This window comes from Streptomyces sp. NPDC031474 (assembly GCF_055581185.1).
Genome location: NZ_JBVIJX010000003.1, coordinates 452963 through 474181 on the forward strand (window position 1 = coordinate 452963; position 21219 = coordinate 474181).

Below are 21219 nucleotides of genomic sequence, written 5' to 3' on the forward strand. Positions count from 1 at the left end.
TTCCATGCGACGTACCGCCCTCTTCGCCGTCTGTGCCCTGGTCAGCGCCGCGGCAATGGGATTCTTCACCACCAGCGCCCTTCGCAGCCGCTGACTCACGGGGCTGGACGACGTCTCCCAGTCTCCCCTGCCCCTCACGAACACCCCCGTCCGGGGCGGCGCCGTGGCCGTCCCGGACGGGCGAGGTGGAGGAGCCGCTCCTCCCGCGCCGAGTCGACTCCGCTGGCGCGACGGCGCTGTCAGTGGTCCCGGCTACGGTGGCGTCGTGGACAGAGAACAGTTGGTCGAAGCGCTCACCGGTGGTTGGGAAGACACCCGGACGGCCCGCGACGCCCTCGTGGAGCGAGGTGCCGAGGTGGTGTTCCCGCTGCTGGAAGTGCTCTGCGACGAGCAGTCGCCCGTCAACTGGGATTCCCCCGGGGAGATGTTGAGCCGCATCGGCGAGCCCGCGCTCGTCCCGCTCGTCGACGCCGTCACCTCGGCCGCTTCGCCCGAAGTGGAGCGCAGGGCCGGATGGGCGCTGGGGGGCCTTCAGGTCGAGGACATGACACTCTTCCTGCCCTTGCTGGAGCATCCGCACCCCCGCGTCCGGGTGAGCGCGCTCTCCGCCTTTCAGATCCGGGCGGAGGCAGCGTTGCCGTTCACCGAGCGGCTGTTGCCGTCTCTGGGCGACCCTGTGGAGGAGGTCCGGCGGCGCGCCCTGGCTGCGTTCACGGCCCTGGGCGCCGGCACGGTCGCCGCCCTGCGGCGGATACGCCGGGCGCCCGCGCGCGGGCCGCGGCTGCGGGCGGGGGCGTTGGAAGCACTCGCCGCCATCGGCGGGCCGGCCGCGCTGGACTCCGAAGACCTGGCCGCACTGCGCCGGTTGACGCGGATCAAGCAGCGTACGGAGGTGCCCGAGGGCATGCACCTGTGCGGATCCTGGTACGCGGTGCCGTGCGCCGATCGGCAGGCGGTGCTGGACGCCTTCGATCTGGGCGACGCCCAGTCGGTCACCCTGCGCACCGGCGCGGCCGCCTGGAACCACGACCGCCACAACTGGCGCCGGGTCCACGGACACGAAGCCTGCGCCCGAGCGTTCGTCAGCCCTGTGCTGGACGGCTGGACCCTGGTCTTCGGCCGGCCCTCCCAGGACGCCCACCGCATCGAGGAGGCCGACGACGCCTGTCGCGACGAGGTCATCGCGGGTGTGGTGCGCGAGCGGTGTGCGGAACTCAGCGACCGGTTCGGGGCGGCCCAGTGGTACGGGATGAGCTGCGGGGACGGCTGGACCGCCTGGTGCATCGCCGAGGCCGGTGAAGTGGTGCGCTTCTACGATGCGTTCAGCGCCGAAGACGACAGCGCCGAAGGAGACAGCGAGGAACCAGGCGACCGGCAACCGGGACACCCCGCCGAAGCCGGATACCTGCTGCCGCATCAGAGCGGCTCCTTCCCCGACAACCTCTTCGACGGGGTGGACCCATCGGACGTCGAAGCGCTCGGCGCCAGATACCGCCAGGTGAAAGAGGAACTCGGCATCCCCGACACCTGTTACGCCGCAGACGTGGCCGCCCGGCTGTCGGTCGATCCCGGCTCCCTCGGCCCCGGGACGACAGTCGCCGGGCACGGCGTACTCGCTCTCACCGCATGCGGCCGGGAACACGGCCACCCGGCCGGAGCACTGCCGATCTGAAGCAGCGGCCGAGGACCTCCAGTGCGAGCGAGCGGGGTGATCCCGGCGCAACCGGGCTCTCCCGCGCTCCCGCTCGTCACTCCGGCTGAGTCACCGTCAGCGCCCATCGGACGGACTCCGACGAAGCATCGACGGCGATGGTGAAGGAGCCCGGCCGGACGACGCCGGCGGGCATGGTCGCCGAGCCGACTCCGGTGCTCCCCGCCGGGCAGTCGACCGAGAAGTCGGCCACCTCCTCCTCCTGCGACTGCATCGTCACGCGCACGCTGCCATCGCCCTCGCACGCCACCGTGAGTACGGTCGGCAGGCCGTCCCAGGCACCGCCCGACGCGACTGCGCCGTCACCGGTCCGTTCTTCCACCCACACCAGACCGTCCGGGCCGGGGTGGGGCAACAGGGGACCGTCGGCTGCGGCGGCGGGCCCCGCCCCGACGCCCGCCAACGCACAGGCGGCCAGCGCCGTCACGGTCAGCGCTCTGCTCGTTCGACTCACGTTCGCTCCTCGGTGATCCGTCATGGACCCCGGAGTCTGCCGGGTTGATCGCTCCCGTTGCTGAGTACGCGTACTCAACAGCCATCAAGTTGGCCGAAACCGGTACCCCGAAGAACGGGCAACCTGGTCGGCAGTCCCCCGCACCTCACGGTGAGATCGTCCCACGCGCGGTCGGCTACACCGGGCAGCGTGCCGGCGACCTGCCGCCGGTCTTCGACCTGGAGCGCATGGACGACGGCAGTGAGGGCTGTCCCACCTATGCCTCGGTCTCCGACGCCAAGGCCTGGCTCGACACGGTGGAAGCGGCGTTCGGCCGGAAGCCCGTCATCTACACCCAGAAGTCGTTCCTCGACGACTGCCTGGGCTCGACCACCGCCTTCGCCGCGTATCCCCTCCAGCTCGCGGACTACCGTCGGTCGGTCACCGAGCCGCCGCTGCCGAACGGTTCCAGCACCTGGCTCATGTGGCAGTACACCGACGCCGCGCTCTTCGACGGCATCGCGGCCCCGGCCACCGCGGACCTCTTCAACGGCAGCCAGGCCGACCTCGACCGTGTGGCCAACCGGTGAGCCGTTCAATCGGTGAGCCGTTCAACCGGCGAGCCACTGACCGGTGAACCCTGCTCCCCGGCGCGGCGGCGGAGCGGCCCGAGGTGCGCGCCGGGCCTGCCGGGGGGAAGCTGACGATCATGGCACGCGAGGGTGGGCGGCCCGCCGAAGGGCACGACGTGGAGAGGCGTCTCGACGAGCTCTACGCCACGCCGCCCTCCGGCTTCGTCGCCCGGCGTGAGGAGCTGGCCGCCGAGGCCAGGGCGGCCGGCCGCGGGGAGGACGCCCGCCGGATCCGTGCCGCCCGCCGCCCCACGCTCGCCGCCTGGGCCGCCAACCTGCTGCTGCGCTCGCAGCCGCGGGAGTGCCGGCGGTTCCTGGACCTGGGGCGGGCGTTGCGCGAGGCGTACCGGACCCTGGACGCCGACGGGATCAGGGAGCTGTCCGAGCAGCGCCGCACGGTCGTCTCCGCGCTGTCCCGGCAGGCCGCCGAGCTGGCCCGGGACGCCGGGCACCGGCTGTCGGACACAGCCCAGCGGGACGTCGAAGCCACCCTGCGCGCCGTGCTCGCCGATCAGGACGCCGCCGACCGGTGGGCCGGCGGCCGTCTGGAGAGCGCCCTCACCCCGCCTGCGGAGTTTCCCTCAGGCGACGCCGAGGCGGCCGGCCCAGCGCGCGAGTCGGCCCGGACGGCGGTTGCGGCGCCCTCGGCACGGTCGCGGGCGAAGGACGAACTCACCGAGCGGCGCCGTCTGCGGCAGGAGCAACTCGCTCAGGCCCGCCGGGCGGCCGAGGCCGCTGACCAGCGGCTCCGTGAGGTGCACGCCGAGCAGGCGGACGCCGAAGCCGCGCTGCAACAGGCTCGTGAGCGGCTCGACCAGGTCGCTCGGCAGGAGTCCGCCGCCGAGCAGCGGCTGCGCCAGGCACGCCAGGAGCTCCGGCGGGCCGACCAGGAACGCAGCGCGGCCGAGGAACGGCTTCGGGCGAGCGCCGACGCCGTGTCCCGGGCCGGACGGGCGGCCCGGGACGCCTCGCGGGAGGTGGCACGTCTGTCCGGCGCCCACCGGCAGGCCTCTCGGTGACGGGCCCCTCGGTGACCTGCGAAAAATCCGCCGGCCGAGCAGGTCGTACCCCGGGGGACGTGCCACCTGGTGAGGGGCGTCCCGTGGTGCGACGCTGGAGACAGGAGGGCGTCCGACAAGGGACGAGCCGGGAGGGCCGATGGGACGTGACGTCCCGGCGCTGGTCTTCACCCGCGAGGACCGGCGCCGGTACCGGATCAAGATGCAGGAGTGCCTCGAGGTGTTCGCGCAGATGCTGCGCGAGTCGCGGTTCGAGTCCGAGCGGCCCCAGGTCGGCCTGGAGATCGAGCTGAACCTGGTCGACGACGAGGCCGAGCCGGCGATGCGCAACAGCGACGTCCTCGACGCGATAGCGGACCCCGCCTGGTCGACCGAGCTGGGCCGCTTCAACCTCGAGATCAACGTTGCGCCCCGCCGCCTGACGCAGGGCGGCCCCGACGCCTGGGAGTCCGAGATCCGCGCCGCGCTCAACCACGCCGAGCAGCGCGCCAGGTCGGTCGGCGCCCATCTGATCATGGTCGGCATCCTCCCCACCCTGCGGCAGGAGGACGTCGGCGAGGGGGCGCTGTCGGAGAACGCCCGCTATCGGCTGCTCAACGACCAGGTGTTCGCGGCGCGGGGTGAGGACCTTCGTATCGAGCTGGACGGTGTCGACCGGCTGCGGACCTACGCCGACACCATCACCCCGGAGGCCGCCTGCACCAGTACCCAGTTCCATCTTCAGGTCTCCCCCGACGAGTTCGCCGCCTACTGGAACGCGGCGCAGGCGATCGCCGGTATCCAGGTGGGACTGGCGGCCAACTCGCCTTTCCTGTTCGACAGGGAGTTGTGGCACGAGACCCGGATCCCGCTGTTCGAGCAGGCCACCGACACCCGCCCGCAGGAGATCAAGGTGCAGGGAGTACGGCCCCGGGTGTGGTTCGGAGAGCGGTGGATCACCAGCGTCTTCGACCTGTTCGAGGAGAACCTGCGGTACTTCCCCGCGCTGCTGCCACTGTGCGACGAACAGGATCCGCGCGAGACGCTGGCGCAGGGAGGCGTCCCCGAACTCGCGGAGCTGACCCTGCACAACGGCACGATCTACCGCTGGAACCGCCCGGTCTACGCCGTCGCCCACGACCGGCCGCACGTGCGCGTGGAGAACCGCTGTCTGCCGGCCGGTCCGACGGTCGCCGACACACTCGCCAACGGCGCGTTCTACTACGGCCTCACCCGCGCCCTGGTGGAGGAGGAGCGGCCGGTGTGGTCACGGATGTCCTTCCAGGCCGCCGAGGACAATCTGCACACCGCAGCGCGGCACGGGATCGAGGCCCGGCTGTACTGGCCCGGGATGGGCGAGGCGCCGGTGCCCGAGCTCGTCCTGCGGCGTCTGCTGCCGCTGGCGCACCGGGGGCTGGAGCTGTCCGGCATGGACGCGGCCTGGCGGGAGCCGTTGCTCGGCATCATCGAGCAGCGCTGTGTCACCGGCCGCAACGGGGCCGTCTGGCAGAAGGAGACGTTCCACCGCATCACCGACTCCGCCCACGCCGGTCGCCATGAGGCGCTGCGGCGGATGACGCAGCTCTACATCGACTACATGCACCTCAACGCCCCCGCGCACACCTGGCCGGTCGACTGACCGACCCCCGCCCGGGGACCGACACGGGACCCGCTGTGTGGCGGCACTCCCCGGACCGTGCAGGATAGGGGTATGACGAGCAAGGTCTATTTCGACATCACCATCGACGACAAGCCCGCTGGGCGCATCAACTTCAACCTGTACGACGACGTCGTCCCCAAGACGGCGGAGAACTTCCGTGCGCTGGCCACCGGCGAGAAGGGCTTCGGCTACGCCGGCTCGTCCTTCCACCGGGTCATCCCCGCCTTCATGCTCCAGGGCGGCGACTTCACCCGCGGCAACGGCACCGGCGGCAAGAGCATCTACGGCGAGAAGTTCGCCGACGAGAACTTCTCCCTCAAGCACGACCGGCCGGGGCTGCTGTCCATGGCCAACGCCGGCCCGAACTCCAACGGCTCGCAGTTCTTCATCACCACGGTCGTGACCGACTGGCTGGACGGCAAGCACGTGGTGTTCGGCGAGGTCGCCGACGACGAGAGCATGGCCCTCGTCAAGAAGATCGAGGCGCTCGGCTCCCGCAACGGCGCCACGTCGGCGAAGATCACCATCTCGGCGTCCGGTCAGCTCTGACCTCGCCCTGAACCGCCCACCTGCCGGCCGGGGTCCCGCCCCGGCCGGCTGCGCCGGTGCACGGCGGGGACGAAATCGGTCGCCGTGGGGGCAGCGCGCTGTTAGCTTGCGGGCGTGGATCTCTTCTCGCGCTCTTGGGCGGCGTTGCGCACGGCGGTCGCCGAACTCCCGGACGAGGACTTCTCACGCCCCTCGGGCTGCGCCGGCTGGCTCGTGCGGGATGTGGTGTGCCATCTGATCGTCGACGCCCAGGACGTCCTGATCACCCTTGTCACGCCCGCCGAAACGGAACCGACCCGGGACGCGGTGACCTATTGGAACCTCGTCGAAGCCCCCACCGGTGACGATCCTCTCGACGCGCTGACCGTCCGGCTGGCCGCCGCGTACGAAGAGCCGTGGCTGCTCAAGTTCCACCTGGACGATGTCGGTTCCGCCGCCGGTCGTGCCGCCGAACGCGCGGATCCGTCGGCCCGGGTCGGAACCCGGGACGTGGTGCTGACCACAGGCGACTACCTCGCCGCGTACGTCCTGGAATGGACGCTGCACCACCTCGACCTGATCGCGCACCTCCCGGACGCGGTGGAACCGCCCCCCGAGGGGCTCGCCCGGTCCCGCGAGCTGCTGGAGAAGATCGCCGGGGCCGCGTTTCCCGCGTCGTTCTCCGACACGGACGCCTTGCTGATCGGCACCGGTCGGCGTGTCCCGTCCGAAGCGGAGCAGGCCGAGCTGGGTGAGCTGGGTCAGTCGGCCCCGAAGCTTCCCCTCGTCCTCGGTTGACCGGCGCCGACAGCGCTCACCGCTGCCGGAAAGTCGGTTGATCTGCCGTCGCATGTCACAGAGGGTCTGTGGACATGGAGTTCTTCTGTTACCACCGCGATCGGCCCGGCTCCGGCGCATTGCGCGACAAGCTGGTGGAAGAGCACTGGTCGTACATGGACCGGTACACGGCGCAGTTGATCGCTCGCGGCCCGACCTTCGCCGACGACGACACCTGCACGGGCAGCGTGCACATCGTCGACCTGCCGGATCCCGCCGCCGCCCGCGCGTTCGCCTTCGACGAGCCCAACTACCAGGCCGGCGCCTACCGGGACGTGCTGGTGCGCCGGTGGCACAACCTGCTGGGACGCACCATGTGGGACTTCCCCGGCGGCCGGACCGGCGGCGACCGGTTCCTCGTGCTCGGCCTCGGTTCGGGGGATGCCGCCGACCTCGTCGTACCGTCCGACCGGGACGACCTGATCGCGTACGGGCCGCTGCTGTCCGACGACGGCGCCGGCTGGCTGGGGACGGCGGTGCTGCTCCGGGCCTCGGACCCGGACTCGGCACGCGCCGTCCTGACCCCGGACCGCTATGCCGACATCGAGGTCCACAACTGGGAGTTCGGCGGACGACGGTGACGAGACAAGGCCGCACCCACCTCGGCCGGGCCAGGGGCGGCCCGCCGTCTCATCCGGCATCGAGGTAGTCGGCGACCAGCGCCGCGAACTCGTCGGGGGTGGCGAGCCGGACGCCGAGGGTCTCGGCCTTGGCCCGTTTGGAGCCGGCGCCTTCTCCGGCGACGACCAGGGTGGTCTTCTTGGAGACGCTGGAGGAGGAGCGGCCGCCGGCCCGTTCGACAAGCTCGTTCATCTGGTTGCGGCTGAGTTTCTCCAGCGCCCCGGTCATCGCGCCGGTGACCACCACCGCCATGCCGGCCAGCGGCCCGCCTGTCGCATCCATGACCTCCGTGGCCTCCGTGACCTCCGTGGCCTGCCCACCGTCGGCGGTGTCGCCGGCTGTCCGGGCGGGCGGGGTCGCGCCGGGCTCCGTCATGTTCACACCGGCCACGGCGAGCTTGTCGATGAGCGGAGCCAGCTCGGCGAGTTCGGCGACGATGGACGGGGCCTTCTCGGTGCCGATGCCCTCGACCTGCTGGATCGTCTCGGCCTCGGCGGCGCGGAGCTCGTCCATCGTGGCGAAGTACCGGGCGATGCGGCGGGACATGGAACGCCCGGTGCCGCGCACGCCGAGCGCGCACAGCACTCTCGACAGCGGCTGCGCCTTGGCCGCGGCGATGGCGGCGAGAAGGTTGTCGGTACTGGTCTCCCCCATCCGCTCCAGCCCCAGCAACTGGTCGCGGGTAAGGGCGAACAAGTCGGCGAGGTCCTTGACGAGGCCCGCGTCGACCAGTTGGACGACCCGGGTGTGGCCGAGGCCTTCGATGTCGAGCTGGTCGCGTCCGGCGGCGTAGGAGAGGGCGGCGACGAGATGGCAGTTGCGGCCGTTGGTGCAGCGCCAGCGCTGCTCGCTGGTGTCGATGGCCGATCCGCACCGCGGGCAGGATTCGGGGAAGACGATGGGCTGTTCCTCGCCGGTGCGCAGGTGAACGACGGGGGCTTCGACGCGGGGAATGACGTCCCCGGGCCGGTGGACCATGACCGGGTCGCCGAGGCGCAGGTCGCGGCGGGTGATGTCGGCCGGGTTGTGCAGGGTGGCGTAGGTGATGGTGGAGCCGTCGATCTCCACCGGCTCCAGGACGGCCCGGGGCGCGATGATGCCGGTGCGCCCCACGTTCCACTCCACCGCCAGCAGCCGGGTGATCTTCTCCACGGCCCGCAGCTTGAAGGCGATCGCCCAGCGCGGGGCTCGCGACCCCGATCCGGCGGCTCGCTGGTCCGCGGCCAGGTCGGCCTTGACGACGATCCCGTCGATCCCGAACGGCAGCGAGGGGCGCAGTGCCGCGATCCCGGCCACGCGGTCCAGGACCCCCTCCACCGTGTCGGCGGTGCTGCCGGGCACCGCGGTGCTCGCGGTGGTGTTCACCCCGTACGCGACGGCACGCTTCATGAGGTCGCTGTGCGCGCACTCGCCCAGTTCCTCGGCCTGCGCCGGATCGGTGTCGGCGAGGGGCAGCAGGCCGTAGGCGAAGAACGTCATCGGCACCGTGTAGGCGCGCTCCCTGGCCCGCAGGGTGCCTGCCGCCGCGTTGCGCGGGTTCGCGAACGGCGCACCGCCGTGCGCGGTACGGACCTCGTTGGCATGCTCGAACTGGGCGGTCGTCATGAGGACTTCGCCGCGCACCTCCACGGTGACGGGCTCCGCCAGTTCGCCCGGCAGTCCGTCGATGGTGCCGATCGCGTGCGAGACGTCCTCCCCGGCCGTCCCGTCGCCCCGCGTGATCAGCCGCGTCAGACGGCCGTGGGTGTAGCGGGCCGCTATCGCCAGACCGTCCAGCTTCGGCTCCACGCTGTACCGGGTGACGTCGTGGCCGAGACGCCGGGCCAGCGACGCGGTCCACGCGGTGAACTCCTCCGCCGAGAACACGTTGTCGAGGCTGAGCATCGCCACGGTGTGCGGGACATCGCCCTGCACCGCTCCGCCGGCCACCTTCCCGGTCGGGGAACCCGCCAGCACCTGCTCGGGGTGCTCGGCCTCCCACGCCGCGACGGCGCGCACCAGACGGTCGTAGGCGTCGTCGTCCAGCACCGATGTGCCGGCCCCGTAGTAGGCGGCCGACGCCTTCACCGCATCCTCGACCGCCTGCGCGTAGGCGACGGCATCCACGATCACTGCACCGCGTGTTGTCATAGGTCACATCCTGCCTGCCACCACTGACAACGCCCGGGCCCTCGCCGGCGTGAACGCCGTCTGCCACCGGGCGGCGACCGTCGCCGACGAGGTCACGGCGCCCGCGTCGGCGCCGGTGAAGTCAGTGGGCGGCGGGCGGCCGCCGCTTCCTCGCCCGGCGCAGCCGCAGCGCCAGCAGCAGTGCCGAGCCGCCGAAGAGCGCGGCGGTGATCACCAGCCAGCGGGCGAGGAACCCGTCCGGCGACAGTCCGGTGGCCGACCGGTAGCGCTGGTCCACCCTGCCGCCGATCAGCGGGAACCACACGAGCAGCAGCAGACCGGAGAAGGCCGCCGGGACACGGACGTACATCGTCCACTCCCGGTGGCCGGCCGCCCCGAGCCCCCGCGCGAGCAGCCGGTCGGCCGACGCGTACAGGGGCAGCAGGACGAGGTCGTGCAGCAGCGCGGCGCCCACGATCCACAGTGCGACGCCGAACCAGTCGTCCTCCAGGAGCCGTACGCCGGCATAGGCGGCGAGCGCGAACGAACAAGCGAGCAGCAACAGTTGGAAGGGGCTGCCCCAGGGGATCCGTCGCATCACAGGTCTCCGAACGTCATCCGGGCCACCCACTTGGTGTTCAGCACACCGGGCGCGGCGGGCACGATCACCCGCGCCGGGTGACCGTGGTCGGGAGACAGCTCCTCCCCGTTGACGTACAGGGCGAGCAGGGACCGCGGGTCCGCGACCTGGTCGGCGCGCAGAGCGGCGTGCCGGAAGGCGCCGTGTCGCTGGAGGGACTCCACGAACAGGTCCGGCGGGTCGTCCTCGTACCCGACGAGCGCGGCGAGGTCGCGCAGCCGTACGCCGCGCCACCACTGGTCGGACGTCGACCACCCCTCGACGCAGGCGATGGGCAACGCGGAGCTGTGCAGCGGCAGTTCCGCGAGCCGGGCCCGGCTGAGGCGGACGGTGCCCGTGCGTCCGGTGACCACGAGCCGCCAGGCGTCCGCGCTCGTCTCGGCCGGGTCGATGACGGCGTACGCGGCGGTCTTGTTGATCTGGAAGCCGTTCGGGCCGCTGCCCGGGTCGGCTCCGCCGTGCGGGGCGAGGAGGGCCGTGCGGCGCAGGGCGTCGAAGTTCTGTCCCACCGTCGTCAGGAACAGCAGCAGCGAGCCGCCCCCGACGAACCACAGGGCGCCACGCCGCGAGACGGTCGGCGGGCTGGGGCGCGGCGACACCAGGTCGTCCCGCTCCTCGCGCAGGTGCCGCAGGTTGCGCAGTGCCTTGGGCGTCTTCAGGACGGCATGGGCGACGAACGCGGCGAAGAACACCCACGCGCCGTAGAAGTGCAGGCGGTAGAACGAGCCGGGGAAGACGTAGTCGAGCTGGACGTTGAGGACGCCGGTCGTGAACTCGAACAGCCCGCCGCCGACCAGCAACAGCAGGGAGATCCGCTCCAGGGCGTGGGCGAGCGAGCGGGCCGGCGGCAGCGCGAACAGCCTCGGCACCACCGACCACAGCTTGGCCAGCAGGACGGGGATCAGAGTGATGCCGAGGGTGACGTGCACACCCTGGTTCAGCCGGTACAGCCAGTGCGGGTTCGTCGGCCAGGCGAACAGGTAGAAGCCGAGGAGCCCCTTGTCCGGGGTCTGGTCGTTCACCGGCGAGAGGTCCGGGTTGTAGGCGGCGTAGGAGACCAGTCCCGTCACGAACAGCACGGTGATGCCGGCGAGCAGGACCAGGCCGAGCACCGAGGTGAACCAGGGGCCGCGCAGGGGGCTGCGCCAGAAGCCGGGAGAGGTGGGGAGCCGTGGGTCGTCGCGCATGCCCCGACCGTAGGCCGGGACACCCCGCCCAGAGGGTGCGCGGCCCATGACGAAACGCTGACGTCCGGCCCGCAGAGCGGCCCATGGTCCGCCACTCGGCCTAGTTGCCCCGCCCACCGGCACGGACAAGCCACCGTCGATTCCCTGCGGACGGATCCAGACGGCGGGCCATGGTGCCGGCGTGAAGCCCACCCCGCCGTCCGCCGAGCCGTGCTCCTCGCGCCCCGGCCGCAGCGCCGCCGGTCTCCGCCGCGACCTGTGTGCGGCCGGGGGCAGCCGCCCTGCTCGTGGCGGCGGACGTGCCGATCGGCCGCCATGTCCAACACACTGGCCACCCCGGGCCGGGCCCGCCAACTGACCGCTGGTACTGGGCAGTTGGGGCCCGCATGCCGGCCCGGGCACGCCGGTGGCCGTCCTGCCGGCGGTCGTGACGGCGGCGCACGGGACCGCCTTGGCCGCCGGGCCGCCCCAGCTACCCCGACTGCCCCAGCTACCCCGGCTACCCCAACTGCCCCAACTGCCCCAACTGCCCCAACTGCCCCAACTGCCCCAACTGCCCCAACTGCCCCAACTGCCCCAACTGCCCCAACTGCCCCAACAGAGCCTGCTCGCGACGTCGCGGCGTCGCGGCCTCCTGGCCCCCGGCTCCCGGCCCCCGGCCCCCGGCTCCTGGCTCCTGGCTCCTGGCTCCTGGCTCCTGGCTCCTGGCTGACGGTGTGGTTCGGCCCGGCCTCCTGCGCGATGTTCCTCCCCGGTCCTGTGCAGTCGGGTGAACGCAGCCGGGATCCACACCCGACAGCCCGTTCCCGGCAGCCCCGCACCCGACCGCCCGCGCGCGGGAACCCGGTGGCGGGGGCCGGGACCGCGCCGGCTGCGCTCAGCTGGACTCGCGCACCACCAGCCGGCACGGCACGGTGTGCACGCCGGGCCGTGGCTCGGTGTCGATCGCCCGGAGCAGTTCCAGGGCCGCGATCCGGCCGATCTCGGCGAGGTTGGTGTCGATGGTGGTGAGGGGTGGGCGGCTGGCCAGCGCCATGGTGTCCCAGTTGTCGTAGCCGACCACGGCGATGTCGCCGGGGACCGACACTCCGCGCTCGCGCAGCGCGTCCGCCACGCCCCGTGCTATCTGGTCGTTGCCGCAGAAGAACGCGTCGGTGTCGGGGGCGGTGCGCAGTACGGCGTCGGCGGCGCGCCGGCCCCAGGCCTCGCTCCACTCACCGAAGTGGATCCGTCCGGTCGACGGTTCGAGTGAGGCGCTCGCCAGTTGCCCGACCGCGTACTGGGCGCGTTCACGGGCGGCGGCGTGGTGTTCCGGGCCGGTGACGTGGGCGATCCGGGTGCGTCCGGTGGCCACCAGGTGCTCGATCGCCAGTCGCGCCCCGCCTTGGTCGTCGGTGACGACGGAGGTGTCGCGGGGGTCGGTGGACGGGGACAGCGCGTAGACGACGGGGACGGACTCGATGCCGGGCAGGGGCGGCCGGGGGTCCGTGCGGCGGCCGGTGACGATGATGCCGTCCACCCTGCGGTCCATGAGGTTGCGCAGATGGTGCTGCTCGCGGATGGCGTCGCCCCGGGTGTCGCACAGCAGGACGGAGATCTTCCCGGCGCCCAGCGCGTCCTCCGCGCCGAGCAGTACGGGTGTGCTGAACCGGCCTATCCCGTCCGTCGTCATCAGGCCGACCGTCCAGCTGCGGCCGCTGTGCAGGCTCTGCGCGTGCTGATTGGGCCTGAATCCCAGCTCCGCGACCGCGTCCAGCACCCGTTGACGCGTCTCGGGACGCATCCGTCCGCCGCCGTTCAACGCCTTGGAGGCCGTGCCGACGCTGACACCGGCGAGGGCGGCGACATCGGTCAGCCGGGCCCGGCCGTCGGGGGGAGAGCCTGGAGCAGAGGTCACGGGCAAACCTTTTCCTCGATGCCTCGATGATACGGACGCCCGACATGGTGGCAGGCGGCGGAGCCGTACGCCACCCCGCGGGAAAAACGAAAAAACTCTTGCGGCGGCTCTTGACCGGATAGGTCCGCTGCCCTCTACTTTCACGACGAGAAAACGGTTGCGCAAAACAGGCCCCGACGAGCACGTCGCTCGCCCTCGGCGCCCTCACCCCCGGAGAGTCATGCCCAGCACCCGCTCCACCCCGCCCGCCCCGGGACCGGTCCGCCTCGGCCCCGAAGCCCAGGCCGCGCTGCGCCCCGCCGCCGTCGGCATCGACACGGGTTTCTGGCACCACCGCCGTACGACCAACGCGCACGTCTCCCTTCCGCAGGGACCCGGTCTGCTGGAGTCCGCCGGGAACCTGCACAACCTGCGGCTCGCGGCCGGCGCCGCCGAGGGCGAGTTCCGGGGCGCGTACCCCTTCGTGGACACGGACGTCTACAAGTGGCTGGAGGCGGCCTCCTGGCAGCTCGCCCAGGCCCCGGACGACGACCTCGCCGCCGAACTCGCCGCCGAGGTCTCCCGGATCGTCGACCTGGTCGCCGCCGCCCAGCAGCCCGACGGCTATCTCAACACCTGGTTCCAGCTGGTCAAGGACGGGCAGCGCTACCAGGACCTGCGCTGGGGCCACGAGTTGTACTGCGCGGGCCATCTCATCCAGGCCGCGGTCGCCCACCACCGGGCCACCGGACGCCGCGAACTCCTCGACGTGGCGGTCCGGTTCGCCGACCAGGTCGACTCCGTCTTCGGCCCGCCCGGCAGCGGCAAACCCATCGACGGCGTCGACGGTCACCCCGAGGTCGAGACCGCCCTGGTGGAGCTGTACCGGGAGACCGGGGAGCGCCGCTACCTGGAGCTGGCCGGCTACTTCGTCGACCGGTACGGTCACGGCCTGCTGGGCGGCGAGGCGTACTGCCAGGACCGGGTTCCGCTGCGTGAGGCGACCAACGTCGAGGGGCACGCCGTACGGCAGTTGTATCTGCTGGCGGGCGCGGCCGACCTGGCGACGGAGACGGGGGACGCCGAACTGCGGGCGGCGGGCGAGCGGTTGTGGCGGGCGATGACCGCCACCAAGACCCACCTCACCGGCGGCCTCGGCGCGCACCACGACGAGGAGGACTTCGGGGACCCGTACGAACTGCCCAACGAGCGCGCCTACTGCGAGACCTGCGCCGCCATCGCCTCGGTCCAGTGGAGCTGGCGGATGGCCCTGCTCACGGGTGAGGCCCGCTACTCCGACTTGATCGAACGCACCCTCTACAACGGCTTCCTGGCCGGTGTCTCCCTGGACGGCGAGCGCTGGCTGTACGTCAACCCGCTCCAGGTCCGCGACGGTCACACCGACACCGGCGGCGACCAGTCGGCCCGCCGCACCCGCTGGTTCCGCTGCGCCTGCTGCCCGCCCAATGTGATGCGGCTGCTGGCGAGCCTGGAGCACTACCTGGCCAGCACCGACGACACGGGCCTGCAGATCCACCAGTACGTCGCCGGGCGCTACACCGCCGAGGGCGTCGCCGTACGCGCCGAGACCGAGTACCCCTGGCACGGCACCGTCCGCCTCACCGTCGAGGAGTCCCCCGTCGACCGTCCCTGGACGCTGTCCCTGCGCGTGCCGCAGTGGTGCCGCGACTTCCGGGTGCGCTGCGGGGAGCAGACGTACGACACGGCGGTGTCGGACGGCTGGCTGCGTCTGGAGCGCACCTGGGCGCCCGGCGACGAAGTGGTCCTGGAGCTGGGGCTCGAACCCCGGCTGACCGCGGCCGACCCCCGGGTGGACGCGGTACGCGGCTGTGCCGCGATCGAGCGCGGGCCGCTCGTGTACTGCCTGGAGCAGGCCGACCATCCGGGCGGCGGCCTGGACGACCTCGTCCTCGACCCGACCCGGCCGCTCGCCGTGAAGCACCGCCCGGACCTGCTCGGCGGTGTCACCACGGTCGTGGCGGCCGGCCACCGGCGCACCGTGCCCGAGCGGGACTGGTGGCCGTACACCCCCACGGACACCGCGCAGGCCGCCGGGCCCGCCGCCGGCGATCCCGTCGAGCTGACCGCCGTCCCCTACTACGCGTGGGCCAACCGCGAGGACGGCAGCATGCGCGTCTGGCTGCCCCTCTCCTGAACTCCCCCTGCTCCTGAACTCCCCCCGCTCCTGAACTCCCCCTGCTTCTGCGCCACTTCTCTACGACAACGAGGTCACCCCGTGATACCGACCCGCCGTACCCTCCTCGCCGCGCTCGCCGCGGTCGGCACTCTCGCCTCCCTCACCGCCTGCTCAAGCGGCTCCGACGGCTCCGACGGCTCGGGATCCTCCGACGCAGCCGGCGGGACCTACACCTTCTGGGACCCGTACCCGCAGTTCGACGCGTCCTCGCCGTGGGGCAAGCGCGTCGGCGAGTGCGGGACGAAGGCGGGCGTCACCGTCAAGCGGACCGCGTACGACACCACCGACCTCGGCAACAAGGCGCTGCTCGCCGCCCAGCAGGGCAACGCGCCCGATGTGATGCTGGTGGACAACCCGGTCGTCTCCACGCTGGTCGAGGCGGGCATCCTCAACAAGACGAGCGACCTCGGCCTCGACACCAAGTCGGTCCAGCAGAACATCATCGGCGCGGGCACCATCGACGACGCCGCCTACGGCATCCCGATCGGCGCCAACACACTCGCCCTCTACTACAACAAGAAGGTGCTGACCGCGGCCGGTGTCGACCCGGCCTCCGTCAAGGACTGGGCCTCCCTCACCGCGGCCCTGAAGAAGGTCAAGGCGGCCGGGAAGAAGGGCATCACCTTCTCCGCGATCGGCACCGAGGAGGGCAGCTTCCAGTTCTTGCCCTGGTTCTGGGGCGCGGGCGGGGACCTGACGAAGCTGGACTCGGCGAAGGGCGTGGCCGCGCTGTCACTGTGGAAGGGGTGGGTGGACGACGGCCTGGCCCCCAAGGACGTCCTGCAGAACACCCAGACCACCAGCTGGCAGGAGTTCGCCACCGGCGAGTACGCGTTCGGCGAGAACGGCACCTGGCAGCTCGGCAACGCCGACAAGGCCGGCTTCGAGTACGGCATCGTCAACGTCCCGGCTGAGAACGGCGGCTCGGCGCCGGTGCCGACGGGCGGTGAGTTCGTCACCGTGCCCGTCCAGAAGGACACCGCGCGCTATGACGTCACCAAGAAGATCGTCACCTGTCTGACCAACGACGCCAACCTGCTCGCCAGCGACACGACGCTGACGTATGTGGCGCCCACCGCCGCCGTCCAGGCCGAGCAGGTGAAGCAGAACCCGAAGCTCAAGCCGTGGGTGGACGCGGTGGCCGCGGCACGCGGGCGCACCAGCGGCGGTCTGGGCACCAAGTACCCGACCATCTCGCAGCAGATGTGGACCGCCGTGCAGGCCGCGCTGTCGGGGAGCAAGAGCCCCAAGGACGCCCTGGGCACGGCCCAGTCGAGCGCGCAGAAGGGCTAGGCGTCGGACATGACCATCGCCCGTGTCGACCGCCCGCGGCGGCCGTCGGCGGTGGTGAAGGCGAGCGGTTCCGGCTCGCTGCCGCTGCCCCGTCGGCAGCGGTGGCGAGGCCGCCTGGCCGCGTTCGCCTTCGTCGCCCCGCTGATCGCCTATCTCGCCGCCTTCTACCTCTATCCGCTGTACCGCAACCTCGACCTGAGCCTGCGCGACTACACCGTCCGCTCCTTCGTCGCCGGCGACGCCCCGTTCACCGGCTGGGACAACTTCCAGCGGGTCCTCGACGACCCCACGTTCGGCCCGGCACTGCGCCACACCATGGTCTTCACGTTCGTGTCGATCGCCTTCCAGTACGTCCTCGGGCTCGCTCTGGCCGTCTTCTTCAACCGGCACTTCCGGCTGGCCCCGACCCTGCGGGCCCTGTTCCTGATCCCCTGGCTGCTGCCGCTCATCGTCTCGGCGTCCACCTGGTCGTGGATGTTCAACAGCGAGTCGGGCGTGGTGAACTACTTCCTGCATCTTTTCGGGGCGGACCCGGTCGGCTGGCTCACCTCGCCGGACTGGGCGCTGACCTCGGTGATCGTCGCCAACGTCTGGATCGGCATCCCCTTCAACCTGGTGATCCTCTACAGCGGTCTGCAGAACATCCCCGCGGAGCTGTACGAGGCGGCCGCCCTGGACGGGGCGGGCGCGTGGCAGCAGTTCCGGCGCATCACCTTCCCGCTGCTGCGGCCGGTGTCGGCGATCACGCTGCTGCTGGGGCTGGTCTACACGCTGAAGGTGTTCGACCTGATCTGGATCATGACCAAGGGCGGGCCGGGGGACGCCTCCTCGACGCTGGCGACCTGGTCGTACCAGCTCGGCTTCGGCACGTTGCTGCCGAAGTTCGGTCCCGGCGCCGCGGTCGGCAACATCCTCATCCTCATCGCGCTCGTCTTCGGGCTCCTGTACATCCGTGTCCAGAGGAGGCAGGAAGCGTGAAGTCCCGTACCGGCTCCCGCCGTTACACCGTGATCGGGCTGGTCCTCACGGCGCTGATGCTGTTCCCGGTGTACTGGATGCTGAACGTGTCCCTCACCCCGCAGCAGGACATGCGGAAGTCCCCGCCCGACCTGTTCCCGCTGCATCCGACCTTCGAGGGCTATCGGGCCGTCCTGGACGACCAGTTGCCCTATCTGGGCACCAGCCTCCTCATCGGCCTCGGGACGGTCGCCCTCACCCTGCTGCTGGCTGCGCCGGCCGGCTACTCGCTGGCGAAGCTCCGCCCGCGCGGCGGCGGCGCCCTCGGGCTGTTCCTGCTGGTCGCGCAGATGATCCCGGGCATCGTCATGGCGATGGGCTTCTACGGCATCTTTCTCGACCTCGGCCTGCTGAACTCCTGGTGGGGGCTGATCGTCGCGGACTCCACCATCGCCGTGCCGTTCGGCGTCATGATCTTCACGGCGTTCATGTCGGGCATCCCCGGCGAGCTGATCGCCGCCTCCCGCATCGACGGCGCGGGCACCTTCCGCACGTTCTGGTCGGTCGTCCTGCCGGTGAGCCGCAACGCCGTCGTCACCGTTTCGCTCTTCTCCTTCCTGTGGGCCTGGTCCGACTTCGTCTTCGCCAACACCCTGGACGGCGGCGGCGATCTGAGGCCGATCACCCTCGGCATCTACAAGTACATCGGCAACAACAACCAGGAGTGGAACGCGATCATGGCCACCGCCGTGGTCGCCTCCGTCCCCGCAGCGGTCCTGCTGGTACTCGCCCAGCGTTACGTGGCCGCGGGCGTCACCGCCGGCGCGGTCAAGGACTGACACCCCCTCCAATTCCCTCCCTCCGTGAGGAGAACTCCCTTGATGAGCCGCACCAGACCACCCCTTCACGGCCGCCTCACCGCAGCCGTCGGCGCCGCCGCTCTCACCGCTGCCGCACTCGCCGCGGCGGTCCCCGCCGACGCCGCGCCCACGACAGCCACCACCCTGGTCGTCAACGCCAACCAGACCCTCCGGCCGGTCACGCACGTCGCGACCGGCAGTCTCTACGGCCTCGCGGACAACAGCACGCCCGCCGACAGCGTGGTCAACGCGCTCAAGCCGAACACCTTCGTCCAGATGGCCCCGGGCGGCTCCCAGCTGCCCAACGGCGAGCCCAAGCCCGCAGGGGACGCCCTCGTCGTCGCGCCGAAGGCGGCCCGCGCCGGCGCCAAGGTCGTCGTACGAATGCCGGACTGGTACCCGAACTTCCCCTACAAATGGGTGAGTTGGACCGACTGGCTGTCCGCGGTCGACAAGCAGGTCGCCTCCGTGCAGTCCTCCGGCGCGACGAACATCAGCGCGTACGAGCTGTGGAACGAACCCGACTGGACCTGGGACACCGCCAACGCGGGTGCGTTCAACGCGGGCTGGGCGCGCACGTTCAAGGAGGTCCGCGCCAAGGACACCAGGACGCCGGTCCAGGGACCGAGCTACTCGGCGTGGAACCAGTCCTGGATGAGCTCCTTCCTCACCGACGCCAAGGCGAGCGGCACGGTCCCCGACGTCATCGCCTGGCATGAGCTGCAGGGCAGCAAGGACATCGCCGCCCATGTCGCCGCCTACCGCTCCCTGGAGTCGAGTCTCGGCATCAGTGCGCGCCCGATCGCCATCGAGGAGTACGGGACTCCCGACGAGATGGGCAACTCGGGCGCACTCATCGGCTACGCCGCCAAGTTCGAACGGGCCGGGGTGCGTGACGCCGAGCTCGCCTTCTGGAACCACTACGGCACCCTCGGCGACACGCTCATCGACACCGGCGGTTCGCCCAACGGTTCCTACTGGACGTACAAGTGGTACGGCGACATGTCGGGGAACATGCTGGTCACCACGCCGCCCGCGCAGACCGGCATCGACGGTCTCGCCTCCCTGAACAGTGCGGGCAACCAGATCAGCGTCGTGACCGGGGGCTGCACCGGCTCCTGCGCCGTGACCGTGAACGGTCTCTCGTCCCTGTCGGCCTTCGGCAGCACGGTCCACGTCAAGCTGGAGTACAGCCCGCACACCGGCCGGCTCACCGCCTCCCCCGGCCCGATCACCGTCTCGGACGCGGACTACGCCGTCAGCAACGGCTCGATCACCGTGCCCGTCACGATGAACGCCTCCGACGGCTACCACCTGGTGATCACTCCGAGCGGCGCCTCCACCTCGCTCGCCGGGCGCTACCAGATCACCAACAAGAACAGCGGTCTCGCCCTGGACACCGTGAACGCGGGCACGGCCCAGGGCACTTCGGTGGTCCAGTCGACCTCCACCACGGGAACGGACCAGAACTGGACCCTGGTCGCGGCGGGCTCGGGCCTGTACAAAATCGTCAACCAGAAGAGCGGGCTGCTGCTGGGCATCAACAGCATGAGCACCGCCGACGGCGGCACGGCGCTGATCTGGGGTGACAACGGCACCGCCGACCACCTCTGGCAGCTCGTTCCGGCCCGCGACGGCTTCTACAAGATCGCCAACTACAACAGCGGGCTCCTGCTCGGCGTGAACGGCATGAGCACCTCGTCCGGCGCGCAGGTCCTGCAGTGGACCGACAACGGCACGGCGGACCACCTCTGGAAGCTGACCTCCCGCTGATCTCCCGCTGACCGCGCACTGACCCACGAGCCCCTGTGTCCCTGGCCGATGTCGGCGGCCGGGGACACAGGCTTGAGCTGCGGAAGAAGGTCCGTCGGTTTCAGGCCACGGGCTGCGCCTCGGGTCGGCTCTTCCGCGCCCAGCAGACAGACGTGAAGACAGTGCAACCCATGGGGCGATCCGGTTGTCTCAGTTGATGTCAGCCACGCAAATCCTTGGGGGAGATCATGGTGCGAAACAGAACCATCTGGGCCACCGCCGCCCTCCTGACCGCCACGCTCGGGGTGGCCGCGGTACCGGCCGAAGCCGCGCCGGCCGCCGCGGCCCGGACCGCTGCGGCCTGTCCCACCGGCTGGGGGAGCCTGGACAAGACGTTCGTCACCAGCACCGCGACTCCGGTCACGAACGTCAGGACCGGCGCCCACGACTGCTACGACCGGTTCGTCATCGACGTCCCGGGCGCGGGCAGCGACGCGCTCGGCTTCTCGGTGGGCTACGTCGACGTGCTCGAACAGGACGGTTCCGGCCGCCCCATCCCCGTCCGCGGCGGCGCCATCCTGGACGTCCGGGTGAACGCGCCCGCCTACAACCCCGAGACCGGCGCCCCCACCTACCCCGGCCGGGTCGCGCAACCGCTGCCGGGCGTGGACCTCACCGGCTACCGCACCTTCCAGGACACCCGGTACGCCGGGAGCTTCGAGGGCGTGACACAGTTCGGGCTCGGCGTGCGCGCACGTCTGCCCTTCCGTGTACTTCGGCTGGCCGACCACCTCGTGCTGGACGTCGCACACAGCTGGTGATATCCACGTCCACGGGCACTGCACCGCTGCGCGGCGCCCCGGCGCCCGGCCTCATCGGGCCGGCACCGGGCGCCGCGCGTCCGTAG

Annotated in this window: 19 protein-coding genes; 14 read left to right on the plus strand and 5 right to left on the minus strand. The window is 71.3% G+C overall.

The features are described 5' to 3' along the window. The first annotated feature begins 265 nt into the window (after window positions 1-265). Window positions 266-1672 carry a HEAT repeat domain-containing protein gene (locus tag ACZ5SK_RS07650; RefSeq protein ID WP_334582174.1) on the plus strand — a complete coding sequence of 469 codons (1407 nt, stop codon included), beginning with the start codon at window positions 266-268 and terminating at the stop codon, window positions 1670-1672. 76 nt (window positions 1673-1748) lie between these two features. Here the strand turns inward: ACZ5SK_RS07650 and ACZ5SK_RS07655 are convergent, their stop codons facing one another. After that, window positions 1749-2165 (minus strand): hypothetical protein, encoded by a 417-nt coding sequence (locus ACZ5SK_RS07655; protein WP_334582175.1) that lies wholly within the window; start codon window positions 2163-2165, stop codon window positions 1749-1751. A gap of 89 nt (window positions 2166-2254) precedes the next feature. On the opposite strand from ACZ5SK_RS07655, the gene ACZ5SK_RS07660 reads away from it, so the two are divergent. From ACZ5SK_RS07660 to ACZ5SK_RS07685, 6 genes are all read left to right on the plus strand, one after another. Beyond that, entirely contained in the window at window positions 2255-2734 is a 480-nt protein-coding gene (locus ACZ5SK_RS07660) for a glycoside hydrolase family 25 protein (RefSeq protein ID WP_468575529.1), read from the plus strand. A 119-nt stretch (window positions 2735-2853) separates the two neighbouring features. Continuing rightward, window positions 2854-3795: a coiled-coil domain-containing protein gene (locus tag ACZ5SK_RS07665; RefSeq protein ID WP_361702498.1), complete on the plus strand. Its 942-nt coding sequence runs from the start codon at window positions 2854-2856 to the stop codon at window positions 3793-3795. Between the two features lie 139 nt (window positions 3796-3934). Next, window positions 3935-5413 carry a glutamate-cysteine ligase family protein gene (locus tag ACZ5SK_RS07670; protein WP_468575531.1) on the plus strand — a complete coding sequence of 493 codons (1479 nt, stop codon included), beginning with the start codon at window positions 3935-3937 and terminating at the stop codon, window positions 5411-5413. Between the two features lie 72 nt (window positions 5414-5485). Further along, complete coding sequence (locus ACZ5SK_RS07675) at window positions 5486-5983, plus strand: peptidylprolyl isomerase (protein WP_334582179.1); 498 nt, start codon at window positions 5486-5488, stop codon at window positions 5981-5983. Between the two features lie 114 nt (window positions 5984-6097). Beyond that, window positions 6098-6760: a maleylpyruvate isomerase N-terminal domain-containing protein gene (locus ACZ5SK_RS07680; protein WP_334582180.1), complete on the plus strand. Its 663-nt coding sequence runs from the start codon at window positions 6098-6100 to the stop codon at window positions 6758-6760. A gap of 74 nt (window positions 6761-6834) precedes the next feature. Further along, window positions 6835-7380, plus strand: coding sequence for a YciI family protein (locus ACZ5SK_RS07685; protein WP_334582181.1), 546 nt, complete (start codon window positions 6835-6837; stop codon window positions 7378-7380). Window positions 7381-7429: 49 nt separating this feature from the next. Here the strand turns inward: ACZ5SK_RS07685 and ligA are convergent, their stop codons facing one another. The 3 genes from ligA to ACZ5SK_RS07700 all read right to left on the minus strand — a co-directional run bounded on the left by ligA (window position 7430) and on the right by ACZ5SK_RS07700 (window position 11356). Continuing rightward, a complete protein-coding gene (gene ligA, locus ACZ5SK_RS07690; RefSeq protein WP_468575533.1) occupies window positions 7430-9550 on the minus strand; it encodes an NAD-dependent DNA ligase LigA in 2121 nt (706 codons plus the stop codon). A gap of 121 nt (window positions 9551-9671) precedes the next feature. After that, window positions 9672-10127: a hypothetical protein gene (locus tag ACZ5SK_RS07695; protein WP_468418885.1), complete on the minus strand. Its 456-nt coding sequence runs from the start codon at window positions 10125-10127 to the stop codon at window positions 9672-9674. Further along, window positions 10127-11356, minus strand: a complete 1230-nt coding sequence (locus ACZ5SK_RS07700) for a molybdopterin-dependent oxidoreductase (protein WP_334582184.1) — start codon at window positions 11354-11356, stop codon at window positions 10127-10129. The genes ACZ5SK_RS07695 and ACZ5SK_RS07700 overlap by 1 nt, the downstream gene beginning before the upstream one ends. A 406-nt stretch (window positions 11357-11762) precedes the next feature. On the opposite strand from ACZ5SK_RS07700, the gene ACZ5SK_RS07705 reads away from it, so the two are divergent. Then, window positions 11763-12068: a hypothetical protein gene (locus ACZ5SK_RS07705; RefSeq protein WP_468575534.1), complete on the plus strand. Its 306-nt coding sequence runs from the start codon at window positions 11763-11765 to the stop codon at window positions 12066-12068. Between the two features lie 165 nt (window positions 12069-12233). Here the strand turns inward: ACZ5SK_RS07705 and ACZ5SK_RS07710 are convergent, their stop codons facing one another. Next, window positions 12234-13253 carry a LacI family DNA-binding transcriptional regulator gene (locus tag ACZ5SK_RS07710; RefSeq protein WP_334582185.1) on the minus strand — a complete coding sequence of 340 codons (1020 nt, stop codon included), beginning with the start codon at window positions 13251-13253 and terminating at the stop codon, window positions 12234-12236. Between the two features lie 220 nt (window positions 13254-13473). On the opposite strand from ACZ5SK_RS07710, the gene ACZ5SK_RS07715 reads away from it, so the two are divergent. The 6 genes from ACZ5SK_RS07715 (at window position 13474) to ACZ5SK_RS07740 (ending at window position 21133) form a co-directional block, all read left to right on the plus strand. Then, window positions 13474-15408, plus strand: coding sequence for a glycoside hydrolase family 127 protein (locus ACZ5SK_RS07715; RefSeq protein ID WP_361702494.1), 1935 nt, complete (start codon window positions 13474-13476; stop codon window positions 15406-15408). Window positions 15409-15489: 81 nt separating this feature from the next. Further along, window positions 15490-16743 carry a sugar ABC transporter substrate-binding protein gene (locus tag ACZ5SK_RS07720; RefSeq protein ID WP_334582187.1) on the plus strand — a complete coding sequence of 418 codons (1254 nt, stop codon included), beginning with the start codon at window positions 15490-15492 and terminating at the stop codon, window positions 16741-16743. A gap of 9 nt (window positions 16744-16752) precedes the next feature. Then, the gene (locus ACZ5SK_RS07725) at window positions 16753-17721 is read left to right on the plus strand and encodes a carbohydrate ABC transporter permease (RefSeq protein WP_334582188.1); all 969 of its coding nucleotides are present in this window, start codon (window positions 16753-16755) and stop codon (window positions 17719-17721) included. After that, a complete protein-coding gene (locus ACZ5SK_RS07730) occupies window positions 17718-18539 on the plus strand; it encodes a carbohydrate ABC transporter permease (RefSeq protein WP_079657547.1) in 822 nt (273 codons plus the stop codon). The genes ACZ5SK_RS07725 and ACZ5SK_RS07730 overlap by 4 nt, the downstream gene beginning before the upstream one ends. A 42-nt stretch (window positions 18540-18581) precedes the next feature. Then, window positions 18582-20333 carry an RICIN domain-containing protein gene (locus ACZ5SK_RS07735; protein ID WP_334582190.1) on the plus strand — a complete coding sequence of 584 codons (1752 nt, stop codon included), beginning with the start codon at window positions 18582-18584 and terminating at the stop codon, window positions 20331-20333. Between the two features lie 227 nt (window positions 20334-20560). Continuing rightward, the gene (locus ACZ5SK_RS07740; RefSeq protein ID WP_334582191.1) at window positions 20561-21133 is read left to right on the plus strand and encodes an AMIN-like domain-containing (lipo)protein; all 573 of its coding nucleotides are present in this window, start codon (window positions 20561-20563) and stop codon (window positions 21131-21133) included. The last annotated feature ends 86 nt before the right edge of the window (window positions 21134-21219 follow it).

What these genes read in the sequence shown, in the direction of transcription:
- ACZ5SK_RS07665 (WP_361702498.1), top strand. Translation starts at nt 2,854, where the DNA reads ATGGCACGCGAGGGTGGGCGGCCCGCCGAAGGGCACGACGTGGAGAGG.
- ACZ5SK_RS07670 (WP_468575531.1), top strand. Translation starts at nt 3,935, where the DNA reads ATGGGACGTGACGTCCCGGCGCTGGTCTTCACCCGCGAGGACCGGCGC.
- ACZ5SK_RS07675 (WP_334582179.1), top strand. Translation starts at nt 5,486, where the DNA reads ATGACGAGCAAGGTCTATTTCGACATCACCATCGACGACAAGCCCGCT.
- ACZ5SK_RS07685 (WP_334582181.1), top strand. Translation starts at nt 6,835, where the DNA reads ATGGAGTTCTTCTGTTACCACCGCGATCGGCCCGGCTCCGGCGCATTG.
- ligA (WP_468575533.1), bottom strand. Translation starts at nt 9,550, where the DNA reads ATGACAACACGCGGTGCAGTGATCGTGGATGCCGTCGCCTACGCGCAG.
- ACZ5SK_RS07695 (WP_468418885.1), bottom strand. Translation starts at nt 10,127, where the DNA reads ATGCGACGGATCCCCTGGGGCAGCCCCTTCCAACTGTTGCTGCTCGCT.
- ACZ5SK_RS07700 (WP_334582184.1), bottom strand. Translation starts at nt 11,356, where the DNA reads ATGCGCGACGACCCACGGCTCCCCACCTCTCCCGGCTTCTGGCGCAGC.
- ACZ5SK_RS07715 (WP_361702494.1), top strand. Translation starts at nt 13,474, where the DNA reads ATGCCCAGCACCCGCTCCACCCCGCCCGCCCCGGGACCGGTCCGCCTC.
- ACZ5SK_RS07725 (WP_334582188.1), top strand. Translation starts at nt 16,753, where the DNA reads ATGACCATCGCCCGTGTCGACCGCCCGCGGCGGCCGTCGGCGGTGGTG.
- ACZ5SK_RS07735 (WP_334582190.1), top strand. Translation starts at nt 18,582, where the DNA reads ATGAGCCGCACCAGACCACCCCTTCACGGCCGCCTCACCGCAGCCGTC.
- ACZ5SK_RS07740 (WP_334582191.1), top strand. Translation starts at nt 20,561, where the DNA reads ATGGTGCGAAACAGAACCATCTGGGCCACCGCCGCCCTCCTGACCGCC.